At 59.1% G+C, this 19,496-nt stretch carries 20 protein-coding genes; 14 read left to right on the top strand and 6 right to left on the bottom strand.

The genetic code is table 11. From position 1 onward, the window contains the following. Positions 1 to 106: 106 nt before the first annotated feature. From FIV05_RS25315 to FIV05_RS25275, 9 genes are all read left to right on the top strand, one after another. Positions 107 to 574, top strand: coding sequence for a class I SAM-dependent methyltransferase (locus tag FIV05_RS25315; protein ID WP_209009783.1), 468 nt, complete (start codon positions 107 to 109; stop codon positions 572 to 574). Between the two features lie 27 nt (positions 575 to 601). Then, a complete protein-coding gene (locus FIV05_RS25310; protein WP_152511415.1) occupies positions 602 to 1,786 on the top strand; it encodes a CaiB/BaiF CoA-transferase family protein in 1,185 nt (394 codons plus the stop codon). Positions 1,787 to 1,803: 17 nt separating this feature from the next. Beyond that, a complete protein-coding gene (locus tag FIV05_RS25305; protein ID WP_152511414.1) occupies positions 1,804 to 2,388 on the top strand; it encodes an NUDIX domain-containing protein in 585 nt (194 codons plus the stop codon). 148 nt (positions 2,389 to 2,536) lie between these two features. Next, positions 2,537 to 4,381, top strand: a complete 1,845-nt coding sequence (locus tag FIV05_RS25300; RefSeq protein ID WP_152511413.1) for an adenylate/guanylate cyclase domain-containing protein — start codon at positions 2,537 to 2,539, stop codon at positions 4,379 to 4,381. A 290-nt stretch (positions 4,382 to 4,671) separates the two neighbouring features. Next, complete coding sequence (locus FIV05_RS25295) at positions 4,672 to 6,558, top strand: ABC transporter ATP-binding protein (RefSeq protein ID WP_055658730.1); 1,887 nt, start codon at positions 4,672 to 4,674, stop codon at positions 6,556 to 6,558. After that, positions 6,555 to 8,441 (top strand): ABC transporter substrate-binding protein, encoded by a 1,887-nt coding sequence (locus FIV05_RS25290; RefSeq protein ID WP_152511412.1) that lies wholly within the window; start codon positions 6,555 to 6,557, stop codon positions 8,439 to 8,441. The genes FIV05_RS25295 and FIV05_RS25290 overlap by 4 nt, the downstream gene beginning before the upstream one ends. A 266-nt stretch (positions 8,442 to 8,707) precedes the next feature. Further along, on the top strand, positions 8,708 to 9,733 hold the full coding sequence (locus tag FIV05_RS25285) for an ABC transporter permease (RefSeq protein WP_031268102.1): 1,026 nt from the start codon (positions 8,708 to 8,710) through the stop codon (positions 9,731 to 9,733). Beyond that, positions 9,730 to 10,908, top strand: coding sequence for an ABC transporter permease (locus tag FIV05_RS25280; RefSeq protein WP_022997806.1), 1,179 nt, complete (start codon positions 9,730 to 9,732; stop codon positions 10,906 to 10,908). The genes FIV05_RS25285 and FIV05_RS25280 overlap by 4 nt, the downstream gene beginning before the upstream one ends. 62 nt (positions 10,909 to 10,970) lie before the next feature. Further along, on the top strand, positions 10,971 to 11,564 hold the full coding sequence (locus tag FIV05_RS25275) for a class I SAM-dependent methyltransferase (protein ID WP_022997805.1): 594 nt from the start codon (positions 10,971 to 10,973) through the stop codon (positions 11,562 to 11,564). A gap of 177 nt (positions 11,565 to 11,741) precedes the next feature. Here the strand turns inward: FIV05_RS25275 and FIV05_RS25270 are convergent, their stop codons facing one another. Beyond that, positions 11,742 to 12,029, bottom strand: a complete 288-nt coding sequence (locus FIV05_RS25270; RefSeq protein ID WP_152511411.1) for a DUF1330 domain-containing protein — start codon at positions 12,027 to 12,029, stop codon at positions 11,742 to 11,744. Between the two features lie 101 nt (positions 12,030 to 12,130). On the opposite strand from FIV05_RS25270, the gene FIV05_RS25265 reads away from it, so the two are divergent. Beyond that, entirely contained in the window at positions 12,131 to 13,021 is an 891-nt protein-coding gene (locus FIV05_RS25265) for a LysR family transcriptional regulator (RefSeq protein ID WP_062491781.1), read from the top strand. 16 nt (positions 13,022 to 13,037) lie between these two features. Here FIV05_RS25265 and FIV05_RS25260 read toward each other — a convergent pair whose 3' ends face one another. Genes FIV05_RS25260 through nthA form a run of 4 tightly spaced genes read right to left on the bottom strand, consistent with a single transcriptional unit; the run spans position 13,038 to position 15,138 of the window. Further along, the gene (locus FIV05_RS25260) at positions 13,038 to 13,490 is read right to left on the bottom strand and encodes an isoprenylcysteine carboxylmethyltransferase family protein (protein ID WP_152511410.1); all 453 of its coding nucleotides are present in this window, start codon (positions 13,488 to 13,490) and stop codon (positions 13,038 to 13,040) included. Positions 13,491 to 13,497: 7 nt separating this feature from the next. Beyond that, positions 13,498 to 13,848 (bottom strand): nitrile hydratase accessory protein, encoded by a 351-nt coding sequence (locus FIV05_RS25255; protein ID WP_152512073.1) that lies wholly within the window; start codon positions 13,846 to 13,848, stop codon positions 13,498 to 13,500. Then, the gene (gene nthB / locus FIV05_RS25250; protein ID WP_152511409.1) at positions 13,838 to 14,500 is read right to left on the bottom strand and encodes a nitrile hydratase subunit beta; all 663 of its coding nucleotides are present in this window, start codon (positions 14,498 to 14,500) and stop codon (positions 13,838 to 13,840) included. Before nthB ends, FIV05_RS25255 begins: the two co-directional genes overlap by 11 nt. Next, positions 14,497 to 15,138: a nitrile hydratase subunit alpha gene (gene nthA, locus FIV05_RS25245; RefSeq protein ID WP_152511408.1), complete on the bottom strand. Its 642-nt coding sequence runs from the start codon at positions 15,136 to 15,138 to the stop codon at positions 14,497 to 14,499. Before nthA ends, nthB begins: the two co-directional genes overlap by 4 nt. A 262-nt stretch (positions 15,139 to 15,400) precedes the next feature. Here nthA and FIV05_RS25240 point away from each other — a divergent pair, with 262 nt between their 5' ends. The 3 genes from FIV05_RS25240 (at position 15,401) to FIV05_RS25230 (ending at position 17,859) form a co-directional block, all read left to right on the top strand. Next, a complete protein-coding gene (locus FIV05_RS25240) occupies positions 15,401 to 15,943 on the top strand; it encodes a VOC family protein (protein WP_022997798.1) in 543 nt (180 codons plus the stop codon). Between the two features lie 74 nt (positions 15,944 to 16,017). Next, a complete protein-coding gene (locus tag FIV05_RS25235; protein WP_152511407.1) occupies positions 16,018 to 17,628 on the top strand; it encodes an FAD-dependent oxidoreductase in 1,611 nt (536 codons plus the stop codon). A gap of 3 nt (positions 17,629 to 17,631) precedes the next feature. Beyond that, positions 17,632 to 17,859 carry a DUF2783 domain-containing protein gene (locus FIV05_RS25230; RefSeq protein WP_075282037.1) on the top strand — a complete coding sequence of 76 codons (228 nt, stop codon included), beginning with the start codon at positions 17,632 to 17,634 and terminating at the stop codon, positions 17,857 to 17,859. 246 nt (positions 17,860 to 18,105) lie between these two features. Here FIV05_RS25230 and FIV05_RS25225 read toward each other — a convergent pair whose 3' ends face one another. Beyond that, positions 18,106 to 18,654: a GNAT family N-acetyltransferase gene (locus FIV05_RS25225; RefSeq protein ID WP_152511406.1), complete on the bottom strand. Its 549-nt coding sequence runs from the start codon at positions 18,652 to 18,654 to the stop codon at positions 18,106 to 18,108. Between the two features lie 292 nt (positions 18,655 to 18,946). On the opposite strand from FIV05_RS25225, the gene FIV05_RS25220 reads away from it, so the two are divergent. Continuing rightward, positions 18,947 to 19,465 carry a peptide-methionine (S)-S-oxide reductase gene (locus tag FIV05_RS25220; protein WP_055658752.1) on the top strand — a complete coding sequence of 173 codons (519 nt, stop codon included), beginning with the start codon at positions 18,947 to 18,949 and terminating at the stop codon, positions 19,463 to 19,465. Positions 19,466 to 19,496: the final 31 nt, after the last annotated feature.

The raw sequence follows: 19,496 nt of genomic DNA, 5'->3' as shown, positions 1-19,496 counted from the left end.
ATACGGACGGGAGGTTTTGACGGCAGCCGGGGCATTGTCTATGTCAGGTGCGTCGTAAGTTGCAGGGAATTTTTTAATGAGCCGTTTGGACAGTTTTATTCGTCGAATGACATCCCAGAAAACATTGCTCGAATTTCTGGTCGAAAAGGTCAACGAAGTCGAAGGACCTATCCTCGAACTCGGGTTGGGCAATGGCAGAACCTATGACCACTTGCGCGAGATTTATCCGAACAAGGAAATTTTCGTATTCGATTTCGCCATGGACTGCCACCCGAGCTGCGCGCCGGACGCGCATCACATGATCCTCGGCAACATTCGCGACACGCTTGTTTTTTGCGGGCCGCGGATCGGGGCGAAGGCGTCGTTCGCCCATATCGACATCGGTTCGGCTGATCCCACGAATGATCTGGCGACAGCGTCCTGGCTGGCTCCGTCAATCGATGCCCACATGGCCGTTGGCGGAATTATCCTGTGCGCGCTCGAACTCAACCTGCCGAATTACGAGACCCTGAAAAAGCCGGATGGCATTCACCGGGGCCGCTATCATATCTATCGCAAGACATCAGAAGCCTGACCGTCGGCACTATTCAGGAAGAGACACATGACCGCGCCGCTCAAAGGCATCAAGGTTGTCGAACTGGCCCGTATTCTGGCCGGCCCCTGGACGGGCCAGACCCTCGCGGACCTGGGGGCAGACGTCATCAAGGTGGAAAGTCCGCAAGGCGATGATACCCGGGGCTGGGGACCGCCATTCGTCAAGGACGAGGCGGGCGCGGACCGGGATGCCGCCTATTTTCATGCCTGTAACCGCGGCAAGCGTTCCATTGCGGTGGACTTTCGCACACAGGAAGGTCAGGACCTCGTCCGCCGCCTGGTGGCGGATGCCGACATTCTGGTCGAGAACTTCAAGGTCGGTGGGCTCGCCAAATACGGCCTCGACTACGACAGCCTTTCCAACGTCAACCCGAAGCTGATCTATTGCTCGATCACCGGGTTCGGCCAGGACGGGCCCTATGCACATCGGGCCGGCTACGACTTCATGATCCAGGGCATGGGCGGCATCATGGATCTGACCGGAGACCCGGAAGGCGACCCGCAGAAGATCGGGGTGGCGTTCGCGGACATCTTTACCGGGCTTTACGGTGTCATCGGCGTTCTTGCCGCCTTGCGCCGCCGCGATGAAACCGGCGAAGGCGAATGGGTCGACATGGCATTGCTGGATGCGCAGGTCGGTGTGCTTGCCAATCAGGCGCTCAATTACTTTGTTTCCGGCAAGGCACCGAAACGTCTGGGCAATGCGCATCCCAACATCGTTCCCTACCAGGTCTTTCCGGCCAGCGACGGGCATCTGATCATCGCGGTCGGCAATGATGGCCAGTTCAGACGCCTGTGTGCTGTTCTTGGCCAGCCGGAACTTGCCGACAATCCCCGCTACGCCACCAACGCAGCTCGGGTTGCCGCCCGCTCGGACCTTGTGCCGATCCTGACGGCTGAAACGTCGACGAGAGCCCGCGACGATCTCCTTGCCGCGCTTGAAGGCGAGGGTGTTCCGGCTGGACCGATCAATTCCGTGGAAGATGTCTTCAACGACAAGCAGGTGTTGCACCGGGATATGAAGGTCGACCTGCCGGCGACCGGTGTCGAAGGAGGCTCGGTTGCCTCCGTCCGCACGCCCATCAGGTTTCGGAACGGGACACTTGTGCTGGACCGGGCCGCACCGGCACTTGGCGAGCACACGGAAGAAGTCCTGAAGGAACTGGGCATCACGTCTGACCCGAAATCCTGAACGAAGAAAGCATTGCCATGAGCACCCCGGAATACCTCAAGGTCTCCGATAGCGAAGTTCTGTCCAATTCCTGGGGAACGCTGACCCGCCACCGGATCGAGTACAGGCGCCGGGACGGCGATTGGCAGGAACAGGTGCGTGAAGTCTACGACAGGGGGCATGGCGCAGCCTGCCTGCTCTACGATCCGGAGCGCAATTGCGTGCTGCTGACGCGCCAGTTCCGGCTGCCTGTCTGGGCTGCCGGCCGAGATCCGATGCTGATCGAAGCACCCGCCGGTCTTCTGGAAGGTGCGCATCCGGAGGATCGCATGCGGGCGGAGCTGATAGAGGAAACAGGATTTGAGGTTTCGGACCTGGAACATCTGTTCGATGCCTTCAGCAGTCCGGGATCCGTAACCGAATATGTGGCATTCTTCCGCGGGACATACCATCTGAAGGACAAGGTTGCCGAAGGTGGCGGCAAGGAAACCGAGGGCGAAGATATCGAGGTGATGCACGTTCCGCTCGACCAGGCACTCGAGATGATCCGCTCGGGTGAAATCATGGACGCAAAAACCATTATCTTGCTGCAGGAACTGGCCCTGCGTCGATTGACCGGCTAAAGGCAAAAGACATCGCGGTGGCAGTCCTTTGCGGTGGAAAGTCGAAAGCTTGCCTTAATTTGACGGAAACTGTCATGCAGGTAAGCTGCCTGTTCGCAACAAGGGTCACCGCCCAATGAAAAAATCGAAACGCACCGGCCGGCGTATAATGCTGCCCCTGACAACCATCGTCGGGCTGGGGTTCGGTGCGTTTGTTGCGATTGCGATCGGTCTTGTCCTGGGCCTGTCTGTCTCGGCCAACTTTCGCAACACGTTTTCCCTGTTGAACGACAAGACGATCCTGAGCACCCAGGCGCTCGAGACGCAGCTGCGGACGCATTTCGTGTCTGTCGAAAACGCGATCATCGGCCTGAAGCCCTATTTCGACGACGGCACGCTCGGCTTCGACGATACGGAAAGGACGCTGCAGGATCTCTCGATTGCGCTGAAATCCAATCACGACATCACCACACTGGTGGTGACTTCGACCGACAGAAGCAAGCTGGGGATCTATCGGGCACCGACCGGCAAACTGTGGCGGATTGAAACCGACGCGCCACCACCCGGCATGAACATGCAGGAAATGCCGCAGTTGAGCGCCGACAGTCCGCCGACCTGGGGCCCGCTCGTCAAACACGAGGTCGGTCTATTCGCGAATGTTTCGGTGCCGTTGGTGCGGGACGGCAAGGTTGCCGGCATGCTGACAGCTGCGACGTCCATGGAAGAACTTGCCCACATCGTTTCTGCTCAGGACGAGGGTGGCGACAATACCGTTTTCATCATCGCGGACGGCGATCAGGTGATCCTGCATTCGGACGCTCCCTGGCTCCAGACCGGTGGCAACATTCAGGACAAGTTGCCGGGCTCCTGGCAGACGATCGGCGACCCCGTTCTGGCCGCCATGGTAAATGAAGAAAAGCTGGACGAATTCAAGAAAGCCGCGGAACTCGGCATCGACGTTTCAACCGTTGATGCAAACAACGAAGAATATATCGTCATGAAGGCCCAGCTGGATGGTTTCAGCGACCGGCCCTGGACTGTCGGGCAGTATTACCTCAGCGCGACGGTCTCCCGCGAGCTGCGGCGTCTTGCAGGCTCCATGTTTGTCGGCTTCGGCGCACTGGTGGTGTCGGTGCTGATCGCATTCTGGATGGGGCGGCGTGTCGCTCGCCCGTTGCGGTACCTTGCGGTTCAGTCCAAGCGCATCGGCAGCCTGTCGCTCAACGAAGTAGAGCCCCTGCCGCGCAGCCGCGTTGCGGAGATCGATCAGGTGGCGCTCGCCTTCAATTCCATGGTTGAAGGCCTCAAGGCCATGAACACCTATGTGCCGCGCTCGCTCTTCATCAAGCTGATGCGATTGGGAGGCGGGAATGCTGCCCAGGCGCGTGGTGCCGAACTCACGATCCTCTTTACCGATATTGTCGGGTTCACGGCCTTGTCCGAGCACCTGAGTGCGGAAGAGACCGCCAGCCTGCTGAATGACCATTTCGCTATCCTGGTCGAGGCTGTCGAAGGGGAGGGCGGCACGGTCGACAAGTTCCTGGGAGATGGCATGCTGGCCTTCTGGGGCGCGCCTGATGCCCGCCCGGACCATGCGGAGGCTGCTGTCAGAACCGCACGCCGGATTGCAGCCGCGCTGCATCAGTCGAATCTGAACGCGGTTACCCAGGGGCGTCCGCCGATGGCGCTTCGGATCGGTATTCACACCGGCCCGGCGGTTGTCGGCAATGTCGGCGCGCTTGATCGCTGGAACTATACCGTTGTCGGCGACACCGTGAACGCGGCCGAACGCCTGCAGACGCTTGGCAAGGAAGTTCCTGAAAACCCGGAAGTCGTCATCCTGGCGAGTGCGGACACCGTTGCGCATCTGCCTGGTGAGCGACACCAGCGGCCGGTCGGCGCGCATCACCTGCGCGGCCGAAGCGGGCAGATGGAAGTCTATTGGCTCGATCCCTTTCCGCAGTCAAAGCCGGTACACAGGCCCGTGGAGCGGCCGGTGTCTGCCGCGGAGTGATTCCTTCCGGACCATTGGATCGCCGGCTAAGCTTCCAGCTAGTCTGTTTCGTGTTCAGATGAACGCAGAAAAAATGATTTCAGGTTCGTTCGACAATTGCAGTTTAACGTTCGGTTGCACCCGTTAATCGAGTGGTGGAACGGGTCTGCTCTTGCAAACTGTGACGAACATCACAGTTTGTTTTCATGAATCCTGCATTGCTATCCACTGGCGAATTTGGTTGTCTTTCAAATGCAATGAGGGCTTAGTAAGCCTCTGTCAGACAATCCTTGCCTGGGAGGAAATGCGCGGTGAATGTTCTCTCGATTGAGGGACTGACGGTTGATTTTAATACGGCGGAAGGTCAGGTCCGAGCGGTCGACAATGTGTCATTTGTCGTACCCGAGAACCGGACTGTCGCGCTGGTGGGCGAATCCGGGTCGGGCAAGACGGTCATATCGCAGACGATCATGGGTCTTCTGCCCCAGGCTGCATCCATTACATCCGGGAAAGTGATCCTGGCGGATCCGACCGGCGCAGAGCCGCCTGTCGATATCGCAGCGCTTGAGCGCAAGGGACCGCAGATGCGGCACCTGCGCGGCAACCGGGTTGCGATCATTTTCCAGGAGCCGATGACGTCACTGTCGCCGCTGCATACCATCGGCGACCAGATCGGCGAAGCCGCACTTCTTCACCGCAATGTTTCCAGTGCCGAGGCACGTGAACTGACCAAGACCATGCTGAGCCTGGTCCAGTTCCCCGATCCCGAGCGCGCTCTCGACACCTATCCGTTCGAACTGTCAGGCGGCCTGCGCCAGCGCGCGATGATCGCAATGGCCATGATCTGCCGCCCCGCGCTGTTGATCGCGGACGAGCCTACCACCGCGCTCGACGTCACAATTCAAGCGGAAATCCTGAAACTCATTCGCGAAGTTCAGGCCGAACTGCGCATGTCCGTCCTGATGATTACCCACGACTTTGGCGTGGTTGCCAACATGGCCGACGAAATCGCGGTGATCTATCATGGCCGCATCATGGAAAAGGGCACTGCCCAGCAGCTCTTCTCCAATCCCAAGCACGACTATCTGAAGGCTCTGCTCAACGCGGTCCCGAGCTTCCACATGGACCGGGACGAGCGGCTGGTGCCGATCCGGCCCATCAAGGTCCGCTCTGAGGAACTGACGGCCAATCGCCCGCATTGCGATGTCAAGCCGGGCGAGCCACTGGTCGAAATGCGCGATGTCACCAAGCGGTTCACCCTGCGCAAGGGGTCTTTCCTTGGTGGCAAGGTCAAGACCATGACCGCGCTCGACAGCATCAACCTGACGATCCGCCGCGGCGAGTGTCTCGGCCTCGTTGGGGAATCGGGTTCCGGCAAGACCACCGCAGCAAAGGCCATCCTGAGGGCAATCGGTATCGAAGGCGGCAACGTCCTCTACAATCGCGGCAAGGGGCTGGAAGACATCTCCAAGCTCAAGGGCGCGGAACTGATGGACTATCGCCGCCGCGTACAGCTTATTTTCCAGGATCCGTTCTCCTCGCTCAACCCGCGCATGACCATCAACGACACGCTGATGGAACCCCTTGAGGTGCACGGCATCGGCACCCCTCAGGAGCGGGCCGAGCGCGCACGCAATCTGATGAACCTGGTGGGGCTCGACCCGCGTTTCCTGCGCCGCTATCCGCATTCGTTCTCCGGCGGTCAACGCCAGCGCATCGGGATCGCACGAGCTCTCGCGCTGAACCCGGAATTCCTGTTGTGCGACGAACCGACTTCGGCGCTCGACGTCTCGGTACAGGCGCAGATCCTGAACCTTCTGCAGGATCTCAAGCGCGACCTGAACCTGACCTATCTCTTTGTTAGCCATAACCTGGCCGTGGTCGACTATGTTGCCGACCGGATCGCGGTCATGTGCCGTGGACGACTGGTCGAGATGGGCGAAACACGAACTGTCGTCGGCAATCCGCTGCACCCGTACACGAAAGCATTGCTTTCGGCCGTGCCCGAGCCGGACTTGTCGGCACCACTGGATTTTGCCGCCCTAGATGCCAACAGAGCATCGGAGCCGCAATCTTGGCCGGAACCTTTCCGATTGACCGACGGCCAGGCGCCGTCGCTGGTGGAAATGGAACCGGATCACTTTGTCTGCGCACCTGGCCTGAAGAATGCCGGGGCGCTTGAGGGGACTGCAGCATGAAGTTTTTGAATTCCGTAAGGGCCGGTCTTTTCCTGACCGTAGCTCTGATAGCGGGGCCACTGGCCGCGCTGGAGTTGAAGGAAACACCGGGCCTTGATCCGTCTCTGCCACCCGTGGCGGAACGGGTTCCTTCCGACCCTCTGATCGTTGATCTTGAAGCCAAGGGTCGAACCGTCGGCAAGCCGGGAGGCAAGATCGACACCCTGATCGGCCGGGCAAAGGATGTCCGCCTGATCAACGTTTGGGGCTATGCCCGCCTCGTTGGCTACAACGAGCAACTGGAACTGGTTCCCGATATTCTGGCGAACGTCGATGTTGAAGATGGCCGCATTTTCACGCTTCACACGCGCGCCGGCCACAAGTGGTCTGATGGCCATCCCTTCGGTGCCGAGGACTTCCGTTACTTTTTCGAGGACATTGTCAGCAACGAAAGCCTGACCCCGTCAGGTCTGCCGCCGTACCTGCTGGCCAACGGCAAAGGCCCCAAGTTCGAGGTCCTGGACGAAACCACCGTCCGCTTTACCTGGGACTCGCCGAACCCGCTGTTCCTGCCGGAACTGGCAAAGTCCCGTCCGCCGTTCATCTATCGGCCAGCCCACTATCTGAAGCAGTTCCACGAGAAATACGGCGATCCTGATGTGATCGCCAAGGAAGCTGCAAAGGTGAAGGCGCGGGACTGGGCACCGCTCCATAACAAAAAAGACGACATGTACAACGCGCAGAACGTCGACATGCCGTCGTTGCAGCCTTGGGTGCGCAACCGCGATGACAGCGACCTGCGCTTCGTTCTGGAACGCAATCCATACTATCACCGGGTCGACAGCACCGGTCAGCAGCTTCCCTATGTCGACGAAATCATCATGACGGTTGCCGACGGCAAGCTGATCCCGGCCAAGGCCCAGGCTGGCGAAAGCAACCTGCAGGCACGCAACCTCAACTTCGCCGACATTACCGTCCTGAAGAAGGGCGAAAAGGACAATGGCTATGTCACTGCGCTCTGGTCCAACACCAAGGGTGCGGAGATCTCGATCCTGCCGAACCTGACGGTCAAGGATCCGGTCTGGCGCGAACTGATGCGCAACACGAAGTTCCGTCATGCCCTGTCGCTCGGGATTGACCGCAACCTGCTCAACCGGGTCCTGTTCTTCGGGCTGGGAACACCGGGCAACGACACGGTTCTGGCGTCCAGCCCGCTTTACAAGGCCGAGTTCACCACCAAATGGGCGGAATACGATCCGGAACAGGCGAATGCACTTCTGGATGAAATCGGCCTCACCAAGCGCAACGGAAACGGCATTCGTCTGATGTCCGATGGCCGTCCGCTGGAAATCATCGTGGAGACCGCTGGCGAGGAGCAGGTCCAGGATGATGCCCTGGAACTGGTCAAGGAAATGTGGAAAGAGATCGGCGTCGCCCTGTTTGCCAAGCCGAGCCAGCGTGACAACATGCGCGAGCGCGCTATTACCGGTGACCTGCTGATGTCTGTGTGGTCCGGCTTCGAGAACGGCATTCCGACGTCCGAAATGCCGCCGGAAGACTTTGCCCCTGTGCGTGGTGACGCGTTTTCCTGGCACAAGTGGGGTGACTATTTCGAAACCCAGGGTGAGGGCGGCGAAAAACCCGACTGGGCCCCGGCCGAGCGTCTGATGGAACTCTATACCGCATGGTTGAGCTCCAGAACGCCGGAAGAGCGCACCGAGATCTGGGAAGAAATGCTCCAGATCCATGCCGACGAAACCATTCATATCGGTCTGGTTTCCGGCGTTCGTCAGCCGGTTGTGATCAAGAACGTCGAAAACGTACCGCTTGAAGGTATCTACGGCTGGGATCCCGGCGCGCATTTCGGAATTCACCGCATGGATGAATTCTACATGGCCAAGTAAGCAGCAGTGCTGCTTGTTTTCCGGTCCGGCTGGTACTGACGCCAACCGGACGGGGAAGCTGCCAGGGATATCGTTCGGTTCGGAAGATTATCCGAACCGAACGCTTTAAAGGCGACGGGCTGACTTGATCCGGCCCGTTCCGCCAGACGTTTTTCCGGGGACTGACTCTTGGTTGAAAAACGTCATACTATCGAAACCGAATTTGACTTTAAGTGCAGAAATCAGAGCCTGATTTGCGCAAAGTGCCGGGGCTGAGGGGAGTTTAGGTGCTCTATTACATTGTCCGACGTATTTTGATGATGGGTCCCACCTTGCTGGTGATCAGTCTGCTGACTTTCTTCATCATCGAGTTGCCGTCCGGTGATTACATTTCCAACCAGATTGCTGCCCTGAAGTCCTCCGGTGAAAGTTCCTCGGTTGCCAAGCTCGAGTTCCTGCGAAAGGAATTCTCTCTCGATCGTCCCTTCATGGAGCGCTACCTCATCTGGGTCGGCCTCTGGCCGGGGCCTCACGGTTTCGACGGGTTGATCCAGGGCAACTGGGGCTGGTCGTTCGAATTCGACAAGCCGGTGGAGCAGGTCATAGGACCGACACTTCCCTTGACCGTGGTCCTGAACTTCGCGACGATCCTGTTCGTCTACGTGGTGTCATTCCCCATCGGTATTTTCTCTGCAACGCGCCAGTATTCCTGGGGGGACTACGGGTTCACTTTCCTGGGCTATATCGGTCTTGCCACCCCCAACTTTCTGCTTGCGCTCATTCTGCTCTATTTCTTCAATCGCTGGTTCGGCCTGTCCGTCGGTGGCCTGATGGATCCTCAGTACATCGATCAGCCCTGGAGCTTCGACAAGGCGATGTCGGTGTTGGCGCATCTGATCGTCCCGACCATCGTGATCGGGACCTCCGGCACGGCAGCCATGATCCGGCGCTTGCGCGCCAACCTGCTTGACGAGCTTCACAAGCAATATGTCACCACGGGCCGGGCGAAGGGGCTGAAAGAAAACCACCTGCTGGTCAAGTATCCCCTGCGCATGGCCATCAACCCGTTCATCGCCGACATCGGCAACCTGATCCCGTCGCTTGTTTCTGGCTCGGTGATCGTTTCGGTGGTGATGAGCCTTCCGACAGTCGGCCCGGTTCTTGTGTCCGCGTTACAATCGCAGGACCAGTTCCTGTCAGGGTTCATTCTGCTGTTCGTTGCCATGTTGACGCTGATCGGCATGCTGATCTCCGATCTGCTGCTGGCGGTTCTCGATCCGCGCATTCGTCTTGGCGGGAGGGCCTCGTCATGACCATGGACGTGAAGAACACGCCCACGCGCGAAGTCGAGCATTACGTCGATCCGACGCCGTTCAACCCGGCTGTCACCGAGGAGATGACCGCCGAGCAGGAGCGCTTCTACCAGGCTTCCCAATGGAAGATCATGTGGTGGAAATTCAAGCGCCACAAAATAGCGGTCTGGTCAGGCGTGGTCCTGATCCTGTTCTACCTGTGCGTTCCCTTTGCCGAAGTAATTGCGCCCTATGGCGCCAACAGCCGCGACAGCATGCATCTTTATGCTCCGCCGCAACCGATCCACTTGTTTCACGAAGGCAAGCTTGTCGGTCCGTTCGTCTACGGCATGACCTCGGAAATCGACATGGAAACCCTGCAATGGGTGTTCAAGGACGATCCGAACAATGTCCAGCCGCTCCGCTTCTTCTGCAGCGGCGCAAAATACAAGTTCTGGGGGCTCTGGGACGCTTCCTTCCACCTTGTGTGTCCGGCGGAAGGCGGCACGATGTTCCTGTTCGGGACGGACCGACTTGGCCGCGATCAGTTCTCGGGCCTGGTCTACGGGGCCAGGCTGTCACTCACTGTCGGTCTGATCGGCGTCGTGATCTCAATCGTTCTCGGGCTCTTCTTCGGTGGGATAGCCGGCTATTTCGGCGGCTGGATCGACAGTCTGATCCAGCGCGCGATCGAGATCCTGCGCTCACTTCCCGAACTGCCTCTGTGGATGGCACTCTCCGCGGCACTGCCTGTTACCTGGAGCCCCGTCTGGATCTATTTCGGCCTGACGATCATCCTTGGTCTGCTGGATTGGCCCGGGCTAGCGCGTGCCGTCAGGTCGAAGCTGCTGTCCCTGCGTGAAGAGGAATACGCCAAGGCGGCGGTCCTGATGGGGGCCAAGCCGAAGCGCGTGATCACGCGACATCTGCTGCCAGGCTTCACAAGCCACATCATCGCGTCGGCGACGCTGTCGATCCCGTCCATGATCCTGGGTGAGACTGCGCTGTCCTATCTTAACCTCGGTCTGCGTCGGCCGGCGGTTTCCTGGGGTGTTCTCTTGAACGAAGCGCAGAACATTTCGGTGGTGACCGTCTATCCCTGGCTGATGGCTCCGGTGCTGCCGATCATCATTGTCGTCCTGGCGTTCAATTTCCTTGGCGATGGTTTGCGCGACGCGGCAGATCCCTATAAGTGATGCATCTGAAATCTGAAGAACCGGCGGGCCGTTCTGGCCCGTCTTGCTGTTAGGAAGTCACAATGTCGAAGAATGCCACCACCGCCGCTGGCTGGGACGAGGAATATGAAGCCGGTCGCTGGGCCTTCCTGCGCTCGCTGCCTGAAAGCGGCCGATACGGCATTATCGGCATGTGGCTGAGCCTGACCGGCTCCATGGACGACGTTCTCGATATCGGCTGCGGCGAAGGCCTGCTCTACGAGCGTTTGCAGCCCATGGGCGTCAAGCGCTATGTCGGCATGGATCTTTCCCCGGCGTCCCTGCAGATCGCCAATGTCGACCCGGCCATCGCCAGCCTGCGGGCAGGCGACATGCACACTTTCGAAGCTCAGGAAGGCGAAACGTTCTCAGCCATTGTCTTCAACGAGGTTCTTCACTTTGCGGATGACCCAGCTGCCGTCGTTGCCCGCTACGTCCCGTTCCTAAAGGAAAACGGTGTCATCGCGCTGTCGATGTATTCACCGAAAAAACCGGAATCAGGTGCAAACAAGCTGATCAACAAGCTCTGGGAAGCAACCGACGATACCAGTAAGTGGGAAGTGCTGGATGACTATCGTCTCGTCTCCGACAAGAAAGGCGTCACCTGGCGCATGCGGCTGGTGAAGCCGGTGCGATAAGCGCCGGAGAGCCCGAAAATCAGCATTCAATTTGGCGAACACAGTCCTGCTTCCTCGGTCTGAGGAAGCAGGACTGTTTTGATTCCAGGGGGCGGCGTGCTCAGGCAGCGGCACCGCCGTTCCCGGAGTGCACCTGACGTTCCTCCTCGGGAGGACGATTTGCCAAGTGACAGGTGATCAACCCGGAAGCACGACAATCGTCGACTTGCCGCCCTTGTTCCGAAGCGCATGCACATCGGCAAGGTCCGGGTCGCGATGCCAGGCCTTGGCGGCATCGGGCGTGGGGAAGGACAGCAGGGCAACCATGTTCGGCGCATCGATAGCCGCTTCCAGAACCAGAGGTTCGGGATCCGCGGCGATGACGCTGCCGCCATGGCGGGCGAGAGCGTCTGCAGCTTTTTCACGATAGGCGCTGAGCGCTTCGCGATCCGTCACCGTGATCATGGCAATCGCTTGAATGGACATCTCTTGGTCTCCTTTGCTTGAGATGCCAGAAATCTATCGCAGAGCCCGAATGCGAAAAATTCTTCAAATTCGTAATCGAACTGTGCAAAAATGCACGTGCCATGTATAGCTGGGATGATCTGAAATTCGTGCTCGCCATTGCCAATGCCGGCAGCCTGACAAAGGCCGCCCGTAGCCTTGGTGTGACGCATTCTACAGTGTCACGGCGGCTGTCTGCGCTGGAAGAGGAAATCGGCGCACGTCTGTTCGACCGTCTGCCGGAAGGGTTCACGCCGACCACCGCCGGCGAAGAGGCGGTTGAAGCCGCCCGCCGGATGGAATTGGAAGTGCTTGCGCTGGACATGCGCATTGCCGCCAAGGACGATGAACTCGAAGGCCCGCTGCGCGTCACGGCAGCACAGCTTGTTTTCCAGGTGCAACTGGCCGAGATTGTCGCGCGCTTCAAGGAGCGCCACCCGGGCATCGACGTCACCATGAACGCGGCCAACGAAATTCTGAGCCTGCACCGGCGCGAGGCCGATATCGCGGTGCGTGTCACCGACAAGCCCGATGAAAGCCTGTTTGGCCGTCTTGCCACAGGCCAGAACCGCTGTTTCTACGTGTCGAGAGACTTTGCCCGCCGATACCGGGAAGCGGCGCTCGAAACGGTCACATCGCAGGCGGTGCCTTTCATCGCCTTCAAATGGTGGGGCAACAAGGTTCCGAAGGAAATGCGCGATCGGTACCCCAATGGCGAGGTGGCAACGGTCACCGACGACATGATCACGATGCATGCGGCCGTACGGGCCGGCATGGGCATCGGCCGTTTGCCCTGCTTTCTGGGGGATCCTGATCCCGACTTGATCCGCCTGCCGGGTGTCGAGCCTAGCCGTTACTTCGATATCTGGATCCTGACCCATCCGGACCTGAAGAACGTCGCCAGGGTACGAACCTTTCTTCGCTTTGCGGCCGACGCCTTCAAGGAAAAGAGCAGTCTCTACCTCGGGAATTGAGTGACGTTGCCAGCGGTCAGAGCCAGCGGCGAACGCGCGCGCAATAGTCGAGATACTCCTGACCGAACAGGCGCCTCAGATGCTCTTCTTCAGGCCTGATCTGGAATTCGGTCAGGTACCAGACAAAAGCCGGAACGACGGCGAAAACCGTCACCGTGCCGAGGTAGGTGCCGAATGCCAGCAGCAGCAGAACGTCGGCGACATACATCGGGTTGCGCGACACCCTGTAGAAACCATGGGTCACCAGAGTTCTGGCTTTATCCGGCGTTATGGGGTTGAAGGTCGTTCCCGCCATGACAAAGCGAAAAAGCGCGTGTCCGCCAATTGCCAGTCCGGCAATGAGGAACACCGCGGCGATCGAAGTCTGACCTGAAAAGGTGAGGTTGAGCGCCGGAAACAGCCTGGCGCTGGCATACAGCAGAAGCAGTCCGATGCCGACGACGACCGGAGGCGGAAGCAACAGGCGCATTGTCACCTCAGGACCTCTGAAGAACGATTGGTGCGCCGTGCGGGGTGGCCCTGGCCGCGTCGTCCCAGGCCTTGCGCAGGTCTGCAAGTTGTCCGGCGGCGGCAACGTTCTTGGCTGTGAGCAGACCTTCGAAGGCCGCCAGCCAACGGTCGTAGTAGCCTTCGGTCTCGCCGCTTCCGTCGCCGTCCTTGGCAAGCTCGGCGCCCAGAGCCTCAGCCCATTCGCCCCAGGTAAACACTCCGGCTTCATGGGCCTTCACCGTCATGGCGAAAACCCTGGCTTCCCAGGGAGCGCCGAACACCGGCCCGCCGTCTTCATCCAGCGGCAGGCGCGGCGTTTCGAGAAACTTATCGGGCAAGGTCAAGATAAGGCTCCCAGAGATCGATACGCAGGGAAAGCTTGGGATCGCTGTCAGGCCCCCAGATATCGGTCCCCTTGAAGAGGACACCATAAAGCCAGGTCGGCTGTTCGCCTTCGCCGTGCGCATTGGTATCCGGAAACACATGAACGCCGTGAATGGCCTCGATCGTGCCGACAGCATCGCGGGCATAGCGGGGAAGGCGGGTGTGGTGTTCGGGGTTCATGCGCCGCGTATGGACCTTGTCACCGACGCGGAAACGGGCGGGCTGATATTCTTCTCGGTCGACCGGTGCACCCTTGGCCAGAACTCCGGCAACAGCCTCTGCCGCGAGCACGCGCTTGACCGGCTTCGCGGCTTCAAGTTTCCGGCCTTGTTTCAGTTCCTCTTCCGTAACGAGGCCGTTGGCCAGCACAAGTTTTTCTAGGCCCCTGGTCCAGATCTCGTAATAGCTGGAGGTCAGGTAGGTAACTTGCGGCAAGGATTCGCGGGCAAAGCGCGAGGCATCAAGCGTCCAGGAACCGGTTGCGCCCATGGCTAGCGTTACTGCAAACGCGCGTTCTTCCCATTTGGCATGGAAGTTGGGTTCGTTTTCTTCCAGTTCGATGGGACCAAAGCCCATCTGTCCGCCAAGATCTTGGGCGCCGTTCATGCCGCATCCTCCAGTTCGGAAGGATCGAGCGCAAGTCCGGTACCGATCATGCTGTTGCGGGTGACGAGATCCGCCAGGCGTTCCTCGCTCCATCCGTCTGTTCCCGCAGGGCGTTTGGGGATCACCAGATAGCGGATTTCAGCGGTCGAATCCCAGACGCGGACTTCGGTGGCATCTGGCAGCTTTACGCCAAATTCATCCAGAACACCTCGCGGGTCGCGCACGGCGCGGGACCGATAGGGAGCGGACTTGTACCAGACAGGCGGCAAGCCCAGCACAGTCCAAGGATAACAGGAGCACAGTGTACAGACGACCATGTTGTGGGTCTGGTCGGTATTCTCGACCGCCACCATGTGTTCGCCCTGACGGCCAGTGAAACCGAACTCGGCAATCGCTGAGGTCGCGTCTTGCAGGAGCCGGTCCCGGTAGTCCGCATCCGCCCAGGCCCGCGCAACAACGCGGGCACCGTTCTTGGGTCCGATCCTGGTTTCGTAAGTCTCGATCAACTCGTCCAGGGCAGGGGGATCGATATATCCCTTTTCCGTCAGCAGCGTTTCCAAAGCGCGTACACGCAGCTCTATTTCGCTCAATTCGGAATGGTCGTGATCGTGGGAATGATCGTGCTCGTGAGCGGACATGGAAAGCTCCTCGCTGGCAGGTACCTCATATGAGAACGCGGGTCATGGCCTGTCAATTCCAACACGAGGTTGGTCGCCTGATTTTGAGGAGGGTTTGTCATCCCGGATCGGTGTTCGACCTGGTCGCATTTGTCCGGGATGACGGTGTTGCGTGGCTTGGCCTTCAAATTAGTTACGAATGTAACCAATTTGACTTAGGTCAAGGCGGATAGGCTGCGGAGCTATATGGTTACATATGTAACTAATTTGGAGGAGCGGTCCCATGAAGATCGAGCAGATGCATCACGTCGCCTATCGTTGCAAGGACGCCAAGGAAACCGTGGAATGGTACGGCAAGATGCTGAACATGGATTTTGTTCTGGCGATCGCCGAAGATCATGTGCCCTCTACCCACGATCCCGATCCCTACATGCACGTCTTCCTGGATGCCGGAAACGGCAACGTCCTGGCGTTCTTCGAACTGCCGACCAAACCCGAAATGGGGTTTGACCCGAATACGCCACGCTGGGTGCAGCATATCGCCTTCAAGGTGAAGGATCGGGACGAGCTGATTGCGTTCAAGGACCACCTGGAAAAGAACGGTGTCGAGGTTCTGGGCGTGACCGACCACTCTATCTTCCACTCCATCTATTTCTTCGACCCCAACGGTCATCGTGTCGAACTGGCTTGCCCGGATCCCGAAGAAGACCAGCTTCTGGCTCGTCTGGACGAGGTGAAGTGGCAGATGCTGGAAGAATGGTCGAAGACCAAAAGGGCACCGAAACACGCTGAATGGCTGCACGCCAAAGAGCTGGCCGATGTGTGAGCAAGACACATGCCGCCAGTGCGGCAAATGCCGTTCGATTGATGCCGCCTTGGCGGATCTGGGAGGAAAGCCCGATGTTTCAGACCTATCAATATCCGCAATACAGTTATCGTCAGTCGGAGGAGCAGCAGACAGGTACGGTCAAGCGCCACAAGGTGGTGGTGATCGGAGCTGGGCCGATCGGACTGACGGCTGCGCTTGATTTCACCCAGCGGGGCATCCCCACCGTTGTTCTGGATGACAACAACACCGTTTCCATCGGTTCGCGCGCGGTCTGTTACGCCAAACGCCCGCTGGAGATCTGGGACAGGCTCGGCTGCGCCACGCGCATGATCGACAAGGGTATCGAATGGAAGATCGGCAAGGTCTTCTTTCGCGACGACCTTGCCTACACATTCGACCTTCTGCCGGAAGACGGCCACAAGATCCCGGCCTTCATCAACCTCCAGCAATATTATCTGGAGGAATACATGGTCGACGAGGCTCAGAAATCGAACCTCATCGACTTGCGCTGGAAGCACAAGCTCCTGAACTTGCAGCAGGGGGACGATCATGTCGTGCTGACCGTCGAAACGCCTGACGGCGTCTTCAAGATGGAAGCAGACTGGGTGGTTGCCTGCGATGGCGCCAACTCCGATACCCGCAAGATGGTCGGGGCAGGCTTTTCCGGCCAGTTCTTTCAGGATCGGTTCCTGATCGCCGACATCATCATGAAGGCCGATTTTCCGACCGAGCGCTGGTTCTGGTTCGACCCGCCGTTCCACCGGGGGCAGTCTGCTCTTCTGCACAAGCAGTGCGACGATGTCTGGCGGCTGGATTTTCAGCTTGGCTGGGAGGCCGATCCGGAAGAGGAGAAAAAGCCGGAAAACATCATTCCGCGCGTCAAGGCGATGCTGGGAGAGGACAAGGAGTTCGAGCTGGAATGGGCCTCCGTCTACCAGTTCGCCTGCCGGCGGATCGATAACTTCCGTTATGGCCGGGTACTGTTCGCGGGTGATGCTGCCCATCAGGTTTCACCCTTCGGCGCACGCGGCGCCAACACAGGGGTGCAGGACATCGACAATCTGGGCTGGAAGCTGAAACTGGTGCTGGACGGAGACGCCCCGGAAAGCCTCATCGACAGCTACCACACGGAGCGAGCCTTCGCGGCGGACGACAACCTGCTGAACTCGACCAGGTCCACCGATTTCATCACACCGAAAAACGAGGCCTCTCGCAGGTTCCGGGACGCGGTTCTGGATCTTTCGGAGGTGACCGACTTTGCCAAGCCGCTGGTCAACTCCGGACGTCTGTCGGCGCCGACACCTTATGTTGAAAGCGCGCTCAACACGGCCGACGAATCCAGTTTCGCAGGCAAGATGTCCCCGGGTACCTGTTGCGCCGACGCACCTGTAAACGTGAACGGAGAGGCGGCCTGGTTCCTCAACCAGATCGGCGACGGGTTCACCTTGCTTGTCTTTGGCGATGAAGCTGCAACAGATGTGTCAGCCGGCAACGTCAAGGCTCAGGTCCTGCGTGTGGGCAAGGACCTGCAGGACAAGGACGGAACGCTTGCAGCCCGTTACGATGCGGCTCCCGGTACGGTCTACCTGATCCGCCCGGACCAGCATGTTGCCGCTCGCTGGCGCTATTTCAACGACAACAAGGTGGAAGCCGCCTTGAAAACCGCGATGGGAGGCGCATGAACCATGGCCCTAAATCTGAAGCTGAACCTGACACGAAACCTTCCCGATCCGGACGGCTTTTATGAGTATCTGGTCTCCAGTCAGCGCCATATGAGTGACGAGGAAGCAAACTGCATGAATGCCAGGCTGATCCTTATCCTCGCCAACCAGATCGGCGATCCGGATGTCCTCAAAGCCGCCATCGACTTTGCGGCCAATCCGAAGGCGGCAGAGAAAAGGGAAGCGGCCTGAGGCAGAAGGTGCTGGAGCACGTGTGCATCTCATTGCCGTGGCTGTTGTCCGGATGGCTTCAAAACCCTTGATTTTCTGCAACGTCGGGCATGAGGAACTCGTCATCCCGGCGAAGGCCGGGATCCAGTAATCTGCTGCGCCTGCCGTGGTTTTCAGCCGGGTCTCGCGGATACCGGGGCCCGGTCTTGCCGCTTGCGCGGCAAACCGGGACGACAAGGAAAGAGATCAGAAGCTGGCGCCTTTCACTCACACCCTGAGCCGCGCCATCGCATAGGCGTCGACAAACGACCCGGAGCGGAAGGCAAAGTCCTTGTGGGTGCCTTCTATTTCGAAACCAAGTGTCTGATAGAGCCTGACGGCGGCTTCATTGTCGGTGAAGACGGTCAATTCCAGACGGCGGATGTTCATCCAGTTGTCCGCAATCTCGATCAGCTCTGTCAGCATCGCCCGGCCGATCCCGCGTCCGGTGTAATCGTCGTGTACGCCCATGCCCAGACTGGCCGCATGTCCACGCCGTCCGGCGGAACGGGCAAAACCGGCGGCGGCGACCAGAGTCCCGCCCAAAATGCCGACAAGGGACACCTTGTCCGGTGAGGACTGGTTCACACGGGCCTCGATGTCCTTGCGCCGTGGGTAGGGCAGGCGCAAGGTACCCGCCCGGAACTTCGGCAGACCTTGCAGGACGGTCAAACCGTCCACGTCGTCCGGTCTTTCGGCGCGTATAATCAGGCCTTCGGGCCAGTTACCTGCCCTGGAGACCGGTGCATATTCCGCGGGGATGTCTGATATGCTCATTTTGCTCTCATTCGTTGGATCGAGAGAGCAGGCATCTGACAAACCCTGCTCCTCGAAGCAGGGTTGCGATGCGATCCGGCTAGATGTCTTCAGCCAACAGTGATCCCCTCGCGTCCCCTGCGGGAACGACGATATGCACCACGGTTAGATGAAGGGTCGCGCGATTGATCATGCCTCACAATCTTATGTTGTGCGCTGCCTGTCAATTGTCGGCATAAGATCTCGTCTGGGGGAATCTCCCCCAAGCCGTTTTGCAAACGAAATGCCTGACGTCACACTGGGAGCATCGATCATGACATTGGAGGCCGGGGTGAAAATCGGGCTGGGCGGCGGGTGCCATTGGTGCACGGAGGCCGTCTTTCAGGCAATTGCGGGCATTTCGAAGGTGGAACAGGGCTTCATCCGCTCCGATCCGCCAGAAAATGCCTGGTCAGAAGCGGTGGTGGTGACCTTCGATCCGGTCGCGCTGCCGCTGGAGGTCCTGCTCGAGATCCATCTGCGCACCCACTCCAGCACCTCCCACCACAAGATGCGCGGCAAGTATCGCAGTGCCGTTTACGTCTATGACGCCGGGACAGGTGTGAAGGTCGGAAGGCTGATGCGCGCCTTGCAGCAGCGCTTTGACGAACCGCTTGTGACGCGGGTGATGACGCTTGCCGAGTTCAAGGCCTCCGACGAACAGTTCCGGAACTACTATGCCAAGGGGCCGGAACGCCCGTTCTGCAAGACCTATATCGACCCGAAGCTTGCCCTCCTGCGCAAACAATTTGCTGCTGCTCTGAAGCCGGAACGACTGGAAGCAGCGGAATAGACGAAGACTGTAAACAGGTCTGATGTTTGTC

The organism is Labrenzia sp. THAF191a (genome assembly GCF_009363335.1).
Taxonomy (GTDB): Bacteria; Pseudomonadota; Alphaproteobacteria; order Rhizobiales; family Stappiaceae; genus Roseibium; species Roseibium algicola.
This window is presented reverse-complemented; position numbering and strand designations above follow the sequence as displayed.

Bases quoted from the DNA above. Each gene is read 5' to 3' on its own strand.
- FIV05_RS25315 (WP_209009783.1), top strand. From the start codon at position 107: ATGACATCCCAGAAAACATTGCTCGAATTTCTGGTCGAAAAGGTCAAC.
- FIV05_RS25310 (WP_152511415.1), top strand. From the start codon at position 602: ATGACCGCGCCGCTCAAAGGCATCAAGGTTGTCGAACTGGCCCGTATT.
- FIV05_RS25305 (WP_152511414.1), top strand. From the start codon at position 1,804: ATGAGCACCCCGGAATACCTCAAGGTCTCCGATAGCGAAGTTCTGTCC.
- FIV05_RS25300 (WP_152511413.1), top strand. From the start codon at position 2,537: ATGCTGCCCCTGACAACCATCGTCGGGCTGGGGTTCGGTGCGTTTGTT.
- FIV05_RS25290 (WP_152511412.1), top strand. From the start codon at position 6,555: ATGAAGTTTTTGAATTCCGTAAGGGCCGGTCTTTTCCTGACCGTAGCT.
- FIV05_RS25280 (WP_022997806.1), top strand. From the start codon at position 9,730: ATGACCATGGACGTGAAGAACACGCCCACGCGCGAAGTCGAGCATTAC.
- FIV05_RS25275 (WP_022997805.1), top strand. From the start codon at position 10,971: ATGTCGAAGAATGCCACCACCGCCGCTGGCTGGGACGAGGAATATGAA.
- FIV05_RS25270 (WP_152511411.1), bottom strand. From the start codon at position 12,029: ATGTCCATTCAAGCGATTGCCATGATCACGGTGACGGATCGCGAAGCG.
- FIV05_RS25265 (WP_062491781.1), top strand. From the start codon at position 12,131: ATGTATAGCTGGGATGATCTGAAATTCGTGCTCGCCATTGCCAATGCC.
- FIV05_RS25260 (WP_152511410.1), bottom strand. From the start codon at position 13,490: ATGCGCCTGTTGCTTCCGCCTCCGGTCGTCGTCGGCATCGGACTGCTT.
- nthB (WP_152511409.1), bottom strand. From the start codon at position 14,500: ATGAACGGCGCCCAAGATCTTGGCGGACAGATGGGCTTTGGTCCCATC.
- nthA (WP_152511408.1), bottom strand. From the start codon at position 15,138: ATGTCCGCTCACGAGCACGATCATTCCCACGATCACGACCATTCCGAA.
- FIV05_RS25240 (WP_022997798.1), top strand. From the start codon at position 15,401: ATGAAGATCGAGCAGATGCATCACGTCGCCTATCGTTGCAAGGACGCC.
- FIV05_RS25235 (WP_152511407.1), top strand. From the start codon at position 16,018: ATGTTTCAGACCTATCAATATCCGCAATACAGTTATCGTCAGTCGGAG.
- FIV05_RS25230 (WP_075282037.1), top strand. From the start codon at position 17,632: ATGGCCCTAAATCTGAAGCTGAACCTGACACGAAACCTTCCCGATCCG.
- FIV05_RS25225 (WP_152511406.1), bottom strand. From the start codon at position 18,654: ATGAGCATATCAGACATCCCCGCGGAATATGCACCGGTCTCCAGGGCA.
- FIV05_RS25220 (WP_055658752.1), top strand. From the start codon at position 18,947: ATGACATTGGAGGCCGGGGTGAAAATCGGGCTGGGCGGCGGGTGCCAT.